Source organism: Kitasatospora sp. Root107 (assembly GCF_001424875.1).
Lineage (GTDB): Bacteria > Actinomycetota > Actinomycetes > Streptomycetales > Streptomycetaceae > Kitasatospora.
Genome location: NZ_LMCT01000018.1, coordinates 1 through 14,243 on the forward strand (window position 1 = coordinate 1; position 14,243 = coordinate 14,243).

A 14,243-nucleotide genomic window follows, 5' to 3' on the forward strand; every position below is an offset into this window, starting at 1 on the left:
CCGAACCCGGAAGCTAAGCCTCATAGCGCCGATGGTACTGCAGGGGGGACCCTGTGGGAGAGTAGGACGCCGCCGAACAATCTTTAGTCAGAAAGCCCCGCCGGGTAACAGGTGGGGCTTTCTGCATTTCCGGAACAGGTCAGCAGCCGGCCGCCGGAGGCACCGGTCCGCGCCCGACTCCTGCGGCCGCACCGCCGGCTGGCCGCGATTGGTCCAGACCTATTGACGGGCCGCGCCGCCCCTTCTACGATCCGGTCCGGCACAGCCCCACATGTCCCCACCTCACCCACAGCCGGGCGTCACGCCCCCACGTCAGTCATGTCCATGACGCTCGGCGGGAAGGGAGCACAACATGTTCCGTCGGAGGTCGCGTACTCCACGCCAGCCGGGTGATAGCCGCCCTTGTCTGGAGCGCGCATCGCAGGTGAATCGAACCAGCCGCGCCGGGCACGAACCAACCGTCCTGAGGCGTTCCCTCGCCGGGGTGAGCGCCGCCGCCGTCCTGGGTGCCGGCATCGTCCTGGCGGGCTCCGTCTCGGCCGGGGCCGTCGCCCCCAACCTGGTGGCCAACCCCGGATTCGAGAGCGGACTCTCCGGCTGGACCTGCTCCAGCGGCTCCGGCGCGGCCGTCAGCAGTCCGGTCCACTCCGGGGCTTCCGCGCTCAAGGCCACGCCGAGCGGCCAGGACAACGCCCAGTGCACCCAGACGATCAGCGTGCAGCCCAACTCCCAGTACACGCTGAGTGCTTACGTCCAGGGCAGCTACGTCTACCTCGGTGCCACCGGCACCGGCATCACCGGTGCGCAGTCCACCTGGACACCGAACAGCGCGTCGTACAGCCAGCTCAGCGTGGGCTTCACCACCGGGGCGAGCACCACCTCGGTGACCGTCTACCTGCACGGCTGGTACGGGCAGCCCACGTACTACGCGGACGACGTGTCGCTCACCGGCCCCGGTGGCAGCAGTCCCACGCCGTCGGCCAGCCCGTCGGCCAGCCCATCGAGCAGTCCGTCGCCGACCACGAGCCCGTCCACGAGTCCGTCCACCAGCCCCTCGCCGTCGACCAGCCCGACCGGTGGTGACACCTGCGCCACGAAGCCCAAGCCTTCGGGCAAGGTCCTGCAGGGCTACTGGGAGAACTGGGACGGCGCCTCCAACGGCGTCCACCCGGGCATGGGCTGGGTGCCCATCACGGACAGCCGGATCGCCGCGCACGGCTACAACGTCATCAACGCCGCGTTCCCGGTGATCCTCTCGGACGGCACCGTCCTGTGGCAGGACGGCATGGACGCCAACGTCAAGGTCTCGACCCCGGCCGAGATGTGCCAGGCGAAGGCGGCCGGGGCGACGATCCTGATGTCGATCGGTGGCGCCGCCGCAGGTATCGACCTGAGCTCCAGCACCGTCGCCGACAAGTTCGTGGCGACCGTCGTCCCGATCCTCAAGAAGTACAACTTCGACGGAATCGACATCGACATCGAGACCGGCCTGTCCGGTAGCGGCAACATCAACACGCTGTCCGCCTCCCAGGCCAACCTGGTGCGCATCATCGACGGCGTGCTGGCCCAGATGCCCGCGGGCTTCGGCCTGACGATGGCCCCCGAGACCGCGTACGTCACCGGCGGCAGCGTCACCTACGGGTCGATCTGGGGCTCCTACCTGCCGATCATCAAGAAGTACGCCGACAACGGGCGCCTCTGGTGGCTGAACATGCAGTACTACAACGGCAGCATGTACGGCTGCTCCGGCGACTCCTACCAGGCCGGTACCGTCCAGGGTTTCACCGCGCAGACCACCTGCCTGAACAACGGCCTGGTGATCCAGGGCACCACGATCAAGGTGCCGTACGACAAGCAGGTGCCCGGTCTGCCGGCCCAATCCGGTGCGGGCGGTGGCTACATGACGCCGAGTCTGGTCAGCCAGTCGTGGAACGCCTTCGGCGGCGGGCTGAAGGGGCTCATGACGTGGTCGATCAACTGGGACGGCTCGAAGGGCTGGACCTTCGGCGACAACGTCAAGTCCCTCCAAGGGCGTTGATGTTCCGCTGAATTTCCCGCACCCCGGTGCACCGCTTCGCGCCGGAGGGTGGGGCCCGAGAGCACTCAAAGCTCTCGGGCTCCACCCCGTGCGGGGAAGGGAGTCCCTAGTCGGCGAGGCCGTCGAGGAAGCCGAGCAGGGCCTGGTTGACCTCCTTGGGCTTCTCCTGCTGGGTCCAGTGGCCGCAGTCGGGGAGCCAGACGGGTTCGGCGATGTTGGGGGCGAGTTCGCCGAGGGTGGTGAGGCCTGCGCGGGCGCGGTCGTTGGCTACCACCAGGTCTTGTTCGCCGACGATGAGGAGGGCGGGGGGCAGGATCCGGGCGTTGTGCCAGGGGGCGGTGAGGTGCCAGTTGTTGTCGAGGTTGCGGTACCAGTTGAGCGGGCGGGTGAAGCCGCTGGTGGCGAACTCGGCTGCGTAGTGGGCGAGATCGTCCTCGGTGAGCCAGTCGGGCAGGTCGGTGGGCCGGGTGAACATGTCCAGGAAGCCGTTGCCCTCGGGGACCAGCGCAGTACGGTCGGGGCTGAGTAGCGGGCGGCCGGCCAGCACGGTACGGAAGGTGGTGTACGGGTCGCGCGCGAGTTCGGCGTCGGCCACTCCGGGCTGCTGGAAGTGGACCATGTAGTAGGTGTCGCCCAGCAGTTGGCGGAAGAGTTGCAGCATCGGCATCGGCCCGCGCGGGAACGGCGGGACCGAGAGCCCGACCACGCCGCGTACCAGGTCGGGGCGGAGCAGCGCGGTGGTCCAGGCGACCGGGGCGCCCCAGTCGTGGCCGACCACCACGGCACGGTCGGCGCCGAGCGCGGGGAGCAGGCCGAGGATGTCGCCGGACAGGTGCAGCAGGGAGTACTGGTCGACCTCGTCCGGTCCGCCGGTCCCGCCGTAGCCGCGCTGGTCGGGAGCGACCGCGTGGTAGCCGGCCTCGGCCAGGGCGACGAGTTGGTGGCGCCAGGAGTACCAGCTCTCGGGGAAGCCGTGCAGCAGCAGGACCAGGGGGCCGCTGCCCGCTTCGGCGATGTGCATCGACAGTCCGCTGGTGGATTCGACCTGGCGGTGGGTGATCGTGGTCATGGGACGGCCCTTCGCTGGCTGGCGCTGCCGGAGTTGACATGACCATCCTGCCTGCCGTCGAAGGGAGTTGGGAAGAACGGCTGACGGTGCGTCAAGGCCCGGCTGACGAGCGGACAGCCCCGGGACAGACGCGGAAGGCCCCGCCGTCATCCGGCGGGACCTTCCGTGTTCGTTCAGGTCAGTGCTGAGGTTCAGCGCTGGGCGCGCTTCTCCGCGCGGGCCTCGGCCTCTGCCTCGTCCTCGGCTTCGGCGACCTCGAGGGTGGGGGCGGTGCCGCCGAGGTGGGCGGGGAGCCACCAGGTGTCGTCGGGGCCGGTGGGCTTGCCGGGGTAGTCGCGCTGGGCCTGCTCGAGCATCTCGGTCATCGCGGCCCGCAGCCGGCGGGTGACCATGACGGGCTTGTCGCCGGGAGCCAGCACGATCGGCTCGCCGATCATGATGGTGACCGGGACGTGGCGCTTGGTCAGGGTCTTCGGGCGGCCCTTGGTCCAGAGCTGCTGGGTGCCCCAGAGGATGACCGGGAGCAGCGGGGCGCCGGAGTCGGCGGCCATCCGGGCGGCGCCGGTCTTGAACTTCTTCAGGGTGAAGGAGCGGCTGATGGTGGCCTCGGGGAAGACACCGACCACCTCGCCGGCCTGCAGTGCCTTGACGGCGGCGTCGTACGCGGGCTGCCCGTCGGAGCGGTCCACCGGGATGTGCTTCATGCCGCGCATCAGCGGGCCGGAGATGCCGTGCTTGAAGACGTCGTCCTTGGCCATGAAGCGGGTCTTGCGCTTGCCGCCCTTGAAGGCGCCGAGACCGGCGAAGAGGAAGTCCAGGTAGCTGATGTGATTGCTCACCAGCACCGCGCCGCCCTTGGCGGGGATGTTCTCCGCGCCGATGATCTTGATCTGGCAGTCCAGCGCCTTGAACACGGTGAGCGCGGTGCGGATCACCGGCGGGTAGACGAACTCTGCCACGGGTCAGCCCTACTTCCCACGGGCTTGGGGCCCGGTCAGGTGGTCCCGGGGCGCGGGCGAGCCGGACCGGAGGCGCGGCAGGCCGCGGTGGCCCCGGGTGATACACCCGAATGATCCCCCGAACGATGGTCGGATGTCACGCCTGTCCGACCGGTGGTGGCCAAGGGGAGGGCGGAGCTACCGGCCGGCTGCACCCAGCCGGGCCCGGCCACGGTGCAGAAGGAGGTACATCTCGCACCCGAGGCAGTAGCCGAACGCCGCGTTCAGGAAGGCCGCGCCGAGCGCGAAGGCGGTGGCGAGCAGGCCGAGCCAGGTCACGCCGGTGAGGTAGCCGACGGTACCGACGACGGCGAAGCCGAGGCCGACCGCCTGGGCGAACCGGGGCGGCCGGGCGTCCTCCAGCTCGGTCGGCGGCGCCAGCCGGGGCCGGATCAGGACGCGGTAGAGCCAGCCGTACGGCGAGTACTGCAGGCCGATCAGGGCCCCGACGGCGAAGACGGCGGCCTGCAGGGCGAGCAGCCACCCGCTGCCGGTGATCAGGACGGCGGCGAGTACCAGGGAGGTGAGCACGGCGGCGAAGCGCGGGCCGCGCGGGTCGATCTGCATGGGGAACTCCGAGAGGCGAGGGGACGAGCGGGCTGACGGCGGGTCAGCGACAGCGCATCGTGGTCGCCCGGCACAGGTCGACCACCCGACGGCGGGTCAGGCGGTTCGGCCTCGGGGAGTTCATGGCGGTGATGGTACGCCCCCCGGCCGGGGCGGCGGTGAGATGCCGCACACTGGAGCGATGACCGGGTTGCTGGTGTGTGCTGTGGTGCTCGTGCTGGCGAGCGGGTTCGGGCTGTTCCGGGCCCGGCGGGACGGGAGGCTGCGGATGCGGGCGAAGGACGGTGCGGTGGTGCTGACCGCAGGGGACCTCGGGGTGGAGCTGGGGGAGCGGGCCACGCTGGTGCAGTTCTCCACCGCGTTCTGCCAGCCGTGCCGGGCGACCCGGCGGGTGCTGGCCGAGGTGGTGGAGCTGGTGCCGGGGGTGGCGCACGTCGAGGTGGACGCCGAGCAGGAGCTCGACCTGGTCCGCAGGCTGGACATCCTCCGGACGCCGACCGTGCTGGTGCTGGACGCGGGCGGCCGACAGGTCCGCCGGGCCTCGGGTCAGCCGCGCCGGGCCGATGTGATCGCCGCGCTGGGCGAGGCGATCTGACGCAGCCCGTCCCGGATGTGGCGTGAAGTGGGCATGGCGGGCAGGGCATCTGAGGGACCGTCCGACCCCGTCCGCCCAGGTGAATCTGTCAAGACCGTTCAATCTCACAGTCGATCTGCCGCCCGGTCAGCAGGTAGGCGGCCCGGGCTGGGGCAGGATGGGGCGCAGACGGCAGTGCGGCCGTTCCTGGCCCTTCGTGGCCAGGGGCGACGCGGGGTGCGGAGCACCCGACCGGGCTTCGGCAGAGCTAAGCTACTGGCCAGTAGTGACGGCTAAGCTACTCGCGAGTATGCTGCCAGCAAGTTCCGGACGGGCACAGGAATCCGCTGCCCGGAGCGGGTGCGTGACGAGTTCGCGCCCGCTTGCACAGCCGCAGCCGCCGGACGAGACCAGTACAGGAGACAGGCCGTGAGCTTGAGGATCGTTGTCTGTGTGAAGTACGTGCCCGATGCGACCGGTGACCGTCGCTTCGCGGACGACACCACCACCGACCGGGACGCCGTGGACGGCCTCCTGTCGGAGCTGGACGAGTACGGCGTGGAGCAGGCCCTGCGCATCGCCGCCACCCACGGCGACGRCGCCGAGGTCACCGTCCTCACCGTCGGCCCCGACGACGCCAAGGACGCCCTGCGCAAGGCCCTCTCCATGGGCGCAGACAAGGCCGTCCACGTCAACGACGACGACATCCACGGCACCGACGTGATCGGCACCTCCGCCATCATCGCCAAGGCCCTGGAACAGACCGGCTACGACCTCATCGTCTGCGGCATGGCCTCCACCGACGGCACCATGGGCGTCCTSCCGGCCCTGCTCGCCGAACGCCTCAACATCCCGCAGGCCACCCTGCTCTCCGAGGTCACCCTCGACGGCACCACCATCACCGGCCGCCGCGACGGCGACGCCGCCACCGAGACCATCACCGCGCAGCTGCCCGCCGTCATCTCGGTCACCGACCAGTCCGGCGAAGCCCGCTACCCCTCCTTCAAGGGCATCATGGCCGCCAAGAAGAAGCCGGTGCAGWCCTACGACCTCGACGACCTCGGCATCGACGCCGACACCGTCGGCCTCRCCGGYGCCTGGACCGCGGTCGAGACGATCACCGCCCGCCCGGCCCGCACCGCCGGCACCATCGTCAAGGACGAAGGAGCCGGCGGCACCGCCCTGGCSGCCTACCTCGCCGAGCAGAAGTTCATCTAACCCACCGTCACCAGCGCCACATTCCACGATCCCTCAGGAGACAAGATCATGGCTGAGATCCTGGTTCTCGTGGACCACGCCGACGGTGTGGTCCGCAAGCCGGCCCTCGAACTGCTCACCCTGGCCCGCCGCATCGGCGAACCCTCCGCCGTCATCCTCGGCGCAGGCGAAGCCGCCACGGCCATCGCCGCCAAGGCCGCCGAATACGGCGCCGCCAAGGCCTACACCGCCGACGCCCCCGAGTTCACCGACCAGCTCGTCGTCCCCAAGGTCGACGCGCTCACCCAGATCGCCAAGACCGCCAATGCGGGCGCGGTCCTGGTCACCTCCTCCGGYGAGGGCAAGGAGATCGCCGCCCGCGTCGCCCTGCGCCTGGAGTCCGGCATCATCACCGACGCCGTCGACCTCGAAGCCGGCACCGACGGCGGCCCSGTCGCCACCCAGGCGGTGTTCGCCGCCTCCTTCCAGGTCAAGTCGAAGGTCTCGCACGGCACCCCGGTCATCACCGTCAAGCCGAACTCCACCACCCCCGARCCGGCCCCCGCCGCSGGYRCSGTCGAGAACGTCACCRTCACGTTCACCGGCAACGCCGCCACCGTCACCGCCCGCACCCCCCGCGTCTCCTCCGGCCGCCCCGARCTSACCGARGCCGCCATCGTCGTCTCCGGCGGCCGCGGCGTCGGCGCAGCCGAAGGCTTCTCGGTGGTCGAGGACCTCGCCGACGCCCTCGGCGCGGCCGTCGGCGCCTCCCGCGCCGCCGTCGACGCCGGCTGGTACCCGCACACCAACCAGGTCGGCCAGACCGGCAAGCAGGTCTCCCCGCAGCTCTACATCGCCGCGGGCATCTCCGGCGCCATCCAGCACCGCGCCGGCATGCAGACCTCCAAGACCATCGTCGCCATCAACAAGGACCCCGAAGCCCCCATCTTCGAACTCGTCGACTACGGCGTCGTCGGAGACCTCTTCACCGTCCTCCCCCAACTCACCACCGAGGTCAACACCCGCAAGGGCTGACCCCGAAGCAGGCATCAGCGGAGCCCCGTCGGAAAACTCCGGCGGGGCTCCGCCGTGTCCGGCTATGCTTCCGTCCGTGTACCTCTCCGATCCGCACTGACGGGCCGTCAGCCCGCCCGCACCGCGCCCCTGCTGAGCAGGGGTGGCCGGTGGGGCCGGCCACGCCCCCGTCGTGCCCGCGCGCGCCCGGCTGAGCCTCGGCGCGCCTGTTCATCGGAGATCACCCCATGTCACGCCCCTCCCGGGGCAGCGCCTCCTATCGCGCTGTCCTCATGCTTCCGCACGCCCCGAGGCTCTTCACCGCCGCGATGCTCGCCCGGCTCAGTTACGGCGTGATCGGGCTGCCGCTGCTGCTCGCGCTGTACGAGGGCACCGGTTCGTACGCCGTGGCGGGCACCGTCACCGGCCTGTTCGGACTGGTCAGCGCCCTGCTCGGGCCCGCCCGGGCCCGGTTGGTGGAGCGTCGGCCCGCCGCGCTGACCTGCCTGTCCGTCAGTTACACCCTCCTGCTCGCCGTGCTGGCCACCACCTGTGCCGTGCACGCACCCGCCCCGCTGATCGCCGTGCTCGCGGTGCTGACCGGTGTCTTCCCGCCGCCCGTCGGTCCGCTGATGCGCACCCTGTGGGGCAGGCTGGCCGCCGACGAGGCGCAGCGGCAGTCCGCGCTGAGCCTGGACACGGCGGCCGAGTCCACCGTCTTCGCACTCGGACCGCTGCTCGGGGGCTTCCTGGTCGCGGCGCTGGGCGCCCCCGCTGCCGTCGGGGCCTGCACGGTGCTCGTGCTGGTCGGGTTCGGTCTGCTGGCGGCGGCCCTGCGGGGGGCGTCGATGAGCGTGTCGCCCGGGGTGAAGCGCTCCGGAAGTCCCTTGCGGGTGAAGGGATTCGGGCCGCTGCTGCTGCCGATCCTGGGGGCGGCCGCCGCGTTGACCGTGTTCGAGATCGCGATCGTGGCCGCCCGGGGCACCGTGGCGGCCGGGGTGCTGACCACGCTGTTCGCGGTCGGCGGCGTGCTGGGCGGGCTGGTGTACGGCGGGTACCAGTGGCGCGGCGCGCTGCTGCGGCGGCCGGTGCTGCTGGTCGCGGCGGCCGCCTGCTGTTACGCGGTTCCCGCCCTCGACGTGCTGCCCGCGACGGCGCTGGCACTGCTGCTCGCGGGTGCCTGCACGGACGTGCTGCTGATCACCGCCTACCAACTCGTCGAGGAGCTCGTCCCGGAGGGTTCCCGGACCGAGGCGGGCGCGTGGGTGAACACCGCCTACAACCTGGGGGCCGCGCTCGGTGCGGCGGCCGGGGGCGTGCTGGTCGAGCGGGCCGGTCCGACCACGGCGTTCGGCGGTACGGCGGGGGCGCTGGCGTGCTGTGCGGCGTTCGGTGCGGTGGCGACCCTCGGCGTGGTCCGGCGGCGGCCGTCCCCGGTGCGCGCCTGACCCCTCCGCTAGAGTCCCGCCCATGGGACTGCTGACGGCACTTGAGGGCGGCTTCGGCGACGCCGCCGACGCGCTGCGGATCGACGGACGGCCGCTCTCCAGGGAGCAACTGCTGGGCGCGGCAACGGCGGTGGCCGACCGGGTGGCGGGGGCACCGGCGCTCGCGGTGCTGGCCGGGCCGACCGTCGAGACCGTGGTGGCCACCGTCGGCGGGCTGCTGGCGGGCGTACCGGTGGTGCCGCTGCCGCCGGACTCCGGGCCCAAGGAGCGCGCCCACATCCTGCGCGACTCGGGTGCCACCCTGCTGGCGCTGCCAATCGGAACGCCGACGCCGGACGCGCCGGACGGGATCGAGGCGCTCCCGGTGGAGCTGACGGCCCGTTCGAGCGGTACGTACGCCGAGCCGGAGGTGGAGTGCACGGCCTTCGTGCTCTACACCTCCGGTACCACGGGAGCGCCGAAGGGCGCGGTGATCCGGCGCAGCGCGGTCGCGGCCGACCTGGACGCGCTGGCCGCCGCCTGGCAGTGGACGGCCGAGGACACCCTGGTGCACGGGCTGCCGCTGTTCCATGTGCACGGTCTGGTGCTGGGGGTGCTGGGCGCGCTGCGTACCGGCAGCCGACTGGTGCACACCGGCCGCCCCTCGCCGGAGGCGTACGCCAAGGCGGGCGGCAGTCTGTACTTCGGGGTGCCGACGGTCTGGTCCCGGATCGCGGCTGACGAACCGTCGGCGCGGGCGCTGGCCACCGCCCGGCTGCTGGTCTCCGGCAGCGCCCCGCTGCCGACACCGGTCTTCGACCGGATCGCCGCGCTCACCGGGCAGGCGCCGATCGAGCGGTACGGCATGACCGAGTCGCTGATCACCGTCTCCACCCGGGCCGACGGCGAGCGCCGCCCCGGCAGTGTCGGGCTGCCGCTGGACGGTGTCCGCACCCGGCTGGTGGCCGAGGACGGCGGCCCGGTGCCGCCGGACGGCGAGACGGTCGGCGAACTCCAGGTGGCCGGGCTGACGTTGTTCACCGGCTACCTCAACCGGCCGGACGCCGACGCCGAGGCGTGGACCGCCGACGGCTGGTTCCGTACCGGGGACGTGGCGACCATCGGTCCGGACGGCTTCCACCGGATCGTCGGCCGGGCCTCGGTGGATCTGATCAAGAGCGGCGGCTACCGGATCGGCGCGGGCGAGGTGGAGGCCGCGCTGCGGGACCACCCGGCGGTGGCCGACGCGGCGGTGATCGGCGCGCCGGACCAGGACCTGGGCCAGGCCGTGGTGGCGTACGTGATCGCCGACGGGGTGGTGACGGGGGATCAGCTGACCGCCTTCGTGGCCGAGCGGCTCTCGGTGCACAAGCGGCCCCGGCGGGTGGTGCTGGTGGACGAGCTGCCCAGGAACGCGATGGGAAAGGTGCTCAAGAAGCAGCTGCTGGACCTCGGCTGACCGGGCGGGCGACTGCGGGCGACTGATTGACCTGAGCAGGTCAGACGATGCGAGAGTGCGGCTGACACATGCCGTACGGCCGGGAACCGACACCCGCACGGGCGGACAGGCATGGTCCTGGCCGTGGCGGGGGACCACCTCGATGGCGCCGGAGTGGGCTGGGCCATCGGGGCGGCGGAAGGCAGGGGCACTGTGATCGTCTGGGTCAACGGCACGTTCGGAGCGGGCAAGACGAGTGCCTGCCAGGAGTTGGTCGAGCTGCTGCCGGGCAGCGTGCTGTACGACCCCGAGCTGGTCGGCCACGGGCTGCGGCACATCCTGCCGGCCGACCGGATGGCCACCGTCTCCGACTTCCAGGACCTGCCCGCCTGGCGGCGCCTGGTGCCCGAGGTGGCGGCCGCCGTGCTGGCCGAGGTGCCGGGGCCGCTGGTGGTGCCGATGACGCTGCTCCGGGAGGACTACCGGGACGAGATCTTCGGTGCGCTGGCCGCCCGGGGGCTGGCGGTGCACCACTTCGTGCTGGACCCTGCGGAAACGATCCTGCAGGAGCGGATCGACAACCGGGACGAGTGCCCCGGCGACCCCGAGGCCAGCGCCCGGGTCCGCACCTGGTGCCGGGAGCACCTGACCCAGTACCGGCTGGCCCGTCGCTGGCTCAGTAGAGACGCCCAGCTGGTCGACACCGCAGGGCTGACCCCGCGTCAGACGGCCGAACACCTCGCCGCCCTGGTCAAGGACGGTGTCGCGGTCTGCCCCATCGTGCAGAGCGCCGACACCACCGGGGACACCGTGGCGGCCGCCGTGCTGCTCTTCGACGACCAGGACCGGGTGCTGCTGGTGGACCCCGTCTACAAGCCCGACTGGGAGTTCCCCGGCGGCGTGGTCGAACGCGGCGAGGCGCCCACCGACGCCGCCCTGCGGGAGACCACCGAGGAGCTCGGCCTCCGGCTGGAGCCGACCGCGCTGCGCCTGCTCGCGGTGGACTGGGAGCCGCGCACCGGCCCGCGCCGGGGCGGGCTTCGGCTGATGTACGACGGCGGACGGCTCGACGCGCGGGCCCGGAGCGCGCTCCGGCTTCCGGCCGAGGAACTGCGCGGCTGGCGTTTCGTCACCCTGGACGAGGCCGCCACCCTGCTGCCGCCGAACCGGCTGCGGCGACTGGCCGCCGCCCTGGACGCCCGGGTCAGCGGCGAGCTGCGCTACCTGGAAGCCGGGCTCCCGGCCGCGGTCGGTGCCCCAAGCCTGGGATAGCTTCGCGAGCATGACGGAGAACGCAGGGGCGGACTGGCGCCAGGACCGGATCGGATCGGCGCTGCGCGGCGAGAACCCCACCGTGCTGCGGCGGCTCACCGCCGGATTCGCGGTGATCGGCGACGTGCAGTTCCTGCCGGGCTACGCGGTGCTGCTCACCGACCGGCCCGAGGTGCAGCGGCTCTCCGAGCTGACCCGCCCTCAGCGCACCGCCTTCCTGGCCGACATGGACCGCCTCGGCGAGGCCGTCGAACGCGCCTGCCGCCGGCTCGACCCGGCCTTCCGCCGGGTCAACCTGGAGATCCTCGGCAACACCGACGGCTTCCTGCACGCCCACATCTGGCCCCGCTACGGGTGGGAACCGGCCGAACTGGTCGGCGGCCCGGTCTGGCTGTACCCCCGGTCGCACTGGACGGCGCCCGCGCCGGAGCACACGCTCGGCGCGCGCCACGACGGGCTTCGGCGCGCGATCGGCGAGGAACTGGACCTGCTCTGACAGGATGGCCGGGTGCCCTTCACGCTCAGTCACCCGGCCGCCGTGCTCCCGCTGTTGGAGGGAACCAGGGCGCGCGGCCCGCTGGTCGCCGCCGGGCTGGTGGCCGGGTCGATGGCGCCGGACGTCCCGTACTTCGCCGACTCGCTGCTGCGCGGCTGCTACGACTTCGGCGCCGTCACCCACCGCTGGTGGGCCGTCCCGACCGTGGACGTGCTGATCGCGGGCGGGCTGACCTGGTGGTGGTACGGGCTGGTCCGCCCGGGGCGGCATGAGCTCGGGCGGTACGGCTGGTTCGCCGTCTCGGCCGCGATCGGCGCCGCCACCCACGTCTGCTGGGACTCCTTCACCCACGAGGGCCGGGCCGGGGTGCGCGCCTTCCCGGTCCTGAACACCGAGTCGGCCGGGATCCCGCTCTACACCGTGCTCCAGTACGGCAGTTCGGCCGTCGGCCTGGCCCTGCTCACCCGCCACCGCCCGCCTGCACCCGCGCTGCCCCGGACCGCCGTCGCGGGTCTGGCCCTGGCCACGGCGGCCGGGGTGCTGCACCGGCTGGCCCGCCGGGAGCGCGGCCTGATCAGCGAGTTCTGCTTCGGCGCGGGCGCGGGCCTGGCCGCCGGGCTCACCGTGTACGCCCTCGGCGCCCGGCACCCGGCGGCCTTCCGCCGGGGTTCAGGAGGGTGAACCGGACTTCATGGCGGCGTAGTTGCGCAGGAAGAGGGCCTCGGTCAGGGCCATCCGCTCCAGCTCCGTCGGGTCGACGCTCTCGTTCACGGCGTGGATCTGGGTGGTGGGGTCCTCGACGCCGATCAGGATGATCTCGGCGCTGGGGTAGAGGGTGTGCAGGGTGTTGCAGAGCGGGATCGAGCCGCCCTCGCCGGAGGCGACCATGGGAGTGCCGAAGGCGTCCTGCATGGCGGCGCCCATCGCCTCGTAGGCCGGCCCGGTGGTGTCGGCGCTGAACGGGCTGCCGCCGCCGAGCCGTTCGACCTCGGCGTGGGCGCCGAGCGGGACGGCGGCCAGCAGGTGGGCCTCCAGTGCCTCCTGGGCGGCCTTGAGCTCCATGCCCGGCGGGATGCGCAGGCTGACCCGGGCCCGGGCGGTGGAGTGGACGGAGGAGGTGGCGCCGACCACGGGCGGGGCGTCGATGCCGAGGACGGTGACGGCGGGGCGGGCCCAGAGCCGGTCGGCGACCGTACCGGTGCCGGTGAGGGCGGTGCCGTCGAGCACCTTGGCGTCCGCCCTGAACTGCTCCTCGGGGTACGCGACTCCGGGCCAGGTCTGGTCGGCCCGCAGGCCGTCCACGGCGACGTCGCCGTGCTCGTCGTGGAGCGAGGCGAGCACCTTGATCAGCGACTGCAGGGCGTCGGGGGCGGCGCCGCCGAACGCTCCGGAGTGCAGGTTGCCCGCCAGGGTGGAGACGGTGATCGCGGCCTCGGTGATGCCCCGCAGGGTGGCGGTGACGGTCGGCAGGCCGGGGGCGAAGTTGCCGGTGTCGCCGATCACCACGACGTCGGCGGTGAGCAGTTCGGGGTGGGCGTGGGCGTACTGCTCCAGGCCGCCGGTGCCCTGCTCCTCCGAACCCTCCACGATCACCTTGAGCCCGACCGGGTAGCCGCCGTCCACCTGGCGCAGCGCCCGAAGGGCCGTCAGGTGCATCAGGATGTTGCCCTTGCAGTCGGCGGCACCGCGCCCGTACCAGCGGCCGTCCCGCTCGGTCAGCTCGAAGGCGGGGGAGTGCCAGCCGGCCTCGTCCAGCGGCGGCTGCACGTCGTAGTGCGAGTACAGCAGCACGGTCGGAGCGCCCGCCGGGCCCGGCAGTTCGGCGTAGACCGACTGGGTGCCGTCCGGCGTGTCCAGCAGCCGAACGCCCGTCAGACCCTCGGCGGCGAAGGCGTCGGCGACCCAGCGGGCCGCCTTCTCGCACTCCTCGACCGGGAACTGCCGGGGGTCGGCGACGGACTGGAACGACACCAGTTCGGCGAGCTCGGCCCTGGCCTGCGGCATCAGGGATCGGACGGCCGCGGCCACGGACTGCTGGGTCATCGGTAAACTCCGGTGGTGTGCGGATGAAATGGCGCTGCTGGGGATGGATCGATCATAGGCCCGCCACATGGACCCTCCGGCAGCTGGTGGGCGGCGTCGCGGCGTTGGGG

13 protein-coding genes, 1 rRNA gene and 1 pseudogene are annotated in these 14,243 nt (G+C 72.3%); 11 read left to right on the forward strand and 4 right to left on the reverse strand.

All coding sequences use genetic code 11. The annotated features are described in order from the left end of the window. The 3 genes and pseudogenes from rrf to ASC99_RS17800 form a co-directional block, all read left to right on the forward strand. Positions 1-78: ribosomal RNA gene (rrf, locus tag ASC99_RS17795) — 5S ribosomal RNA — on the forward strand; the annotation flags it as partial. 274 nt (positions 79-352) lie between these two features. Then, positions 353-895 (forward strand): annotated as a pseudogene (locus ASC99_RS40630) (carbohydrate binding domain-containing protein); the annotation flags it as partial. A 42-nt stretch (positions 896-937) separates the two neighbouring features. Then, positions 938-2,038 (forward strand): chitinase, encoded by a 1,101-nt coding sequence (locus tag ASC99_RS17800; RefSeq protein ID WP_235502899.1) that lies wholly within the window; start codon positions 938-940, stop codon positions 2,036-2,038. 106 nt (positions 2,039-2,144) lie between these two features. Here the strand turns inward: ASC99_RS17800 and ASC99_RS17805 are convergent, their stop codons facing one another. From ASC99_RS17805 to ASC99_RS17815, 3 genes are all read right to left on the reverse strand, one after another. Continuing rightward, entirely contained in the window at positions 2,145-3,107 is a 963-nt protein-coding gene (locus ASC99_RS17805) for an alpha/beta fold hydrolase (protein WP_057233130.1), read from the reverse strand. A gap of 191 nt (positions 3,108-3,298) precedes the next feature. Next, a complete protein-coding gene (locus tag ASC99_RS17810; protein WP_057233133.1) occupies positions 3,299-4,066 on the reverse strand; it encodes a 1-acyl-sn-glycerol-3-phosphate acyltransferase in 768 nt (255 codons plus the stop codon). A gap of 177 nt (positions 4,067-4,243) precedes the next feature. After that, complete coding sequence (locus ASC99_RS17815) at positions 4,244-4,672, reverse strand: DUF4395 domain-containing protein (RefSeq protein ID WP_057233134.1); 429 nt, start codon at positions 4,670-4,672, stop codon at positions 4,244-4,246. 181 nt (positions 4,673-4,853) lie between these two features. Here ASC99_RS17815 and ASC99_RS17820 point away from each other — a divergent pair, with 181 nt between their 5' ends. The 8 genes from ASC99_RS17820 (at position 4,854) to ASC99_RS17855 (ending at position 12,771) form a co-directional block, all read left to right on the forward strand. Beyond that, positions 4,854-5,267, forward strand: a complete 414-nt coding sequence (locus ASC99_RS17820) for a thioredoxin family protein (RefSeq protein ID WP_057233136.1) — start codon at positions 4,854-4,856, stop codon at positions 5,265-5,267. Between the two features lie 408 nt (positions 5,268-5,675). Further along, the gene (locus ASC99_RS17825; protein ID WP_082598416.1) at positions 5,676-6,464 is read left to right on the forward strand and encodes an electron transfer flavoprotein subunit beta/FixA family protein; all 789 of its coding nucleotides are present in this window, start codon (positions 5,676-5,678) and stop codon (positions 6,462-6,464) included. 48 nt (positions 6,465-6,512) lie between these two features. After that, the gene (locus ASC99_RS17830) at positions 6,513-7,478 is read left to right on the forward strand and encodes an electron transfer flavoprotein subunit alpha/FixB family protein (protein ID WP_057233139.1); all 966 of its coding nucleotides are present in this window, start codon (positions 6,513-6,515) and stop codon (positions 7,476-7,478) included. 227 nt (positions 7,479-7,705) lie between these two features. Next, positions 7,706-8,905, forward strand: coding sequence for an MFS transporter (locus tag ASC99_RS17835; protein WP_057233141.1), 1,200 nt, complete (start codon positions 7,706-7,708; stop codon positions 8,903-8,905). A 22-nt stretch (positions 8,906-8,927) separates the two neighbouring features. Further along, positions 8,928-10,343, forward strand: coding sequence for an acyl-CoA synthetase (locus ASC99_RS17840; RefSeq protein WP_057233144.1), 1,416 nt, complete (start codon positions 8,928-8,930; stop codon positions 10,341-10,343). A gap of 192 nt (positions 10,344-10,535) precedes the next feature. Next, on the forward strand, positions 10,536-11,594 hold the full coding sequence (locus ASC99_RS17845; RefSeq protein WP_057233390.1) for an NUDIX hydrolase: 1,059 nt from the start codon (positions 10,536-10,538) through the stop codon (positions 11,592-11,594). Between the two features lie 10 nt (positions 11,595-11,604). Next, entirely contained in the window at positions 11,605-12,090 is a 486-nt protein-coding gene (locus tag ASC99_RS17850; protein ID WP_057233145.1) for an HIT family protein, read from the forward strand. 12 nt (positions 12,091-12,102) lie between these two features. Then, complete coding sequence (locus ASC99_RS17855; RefSeq protein WP_057233147.1) at positions 12,103-12,771, forward strand: DUF4184 family protein; 669 nt, start codon at positions 12,103-12,105, stop codon at positions 12,769-12,771. Here ASC99_RS17855 and ASC99_RS17860 read toward each other — a convergent pair. Beyond that, positions 12,760-14,133, reverse strand: coding sequence for a dipeptidase (locus ASC99_RS17860; RefSeq protein WP_057233149.1), 1,374 nt, complete (start codon positions 14,131-14,133; stop codon positions 12,760-12,762). The genes ASC99_RS17855 and ASC99_RS17860 overlap by 12 nt on opposite strands. Positions 14,134-14,243 lie beyond the last annotated feature (110 nt).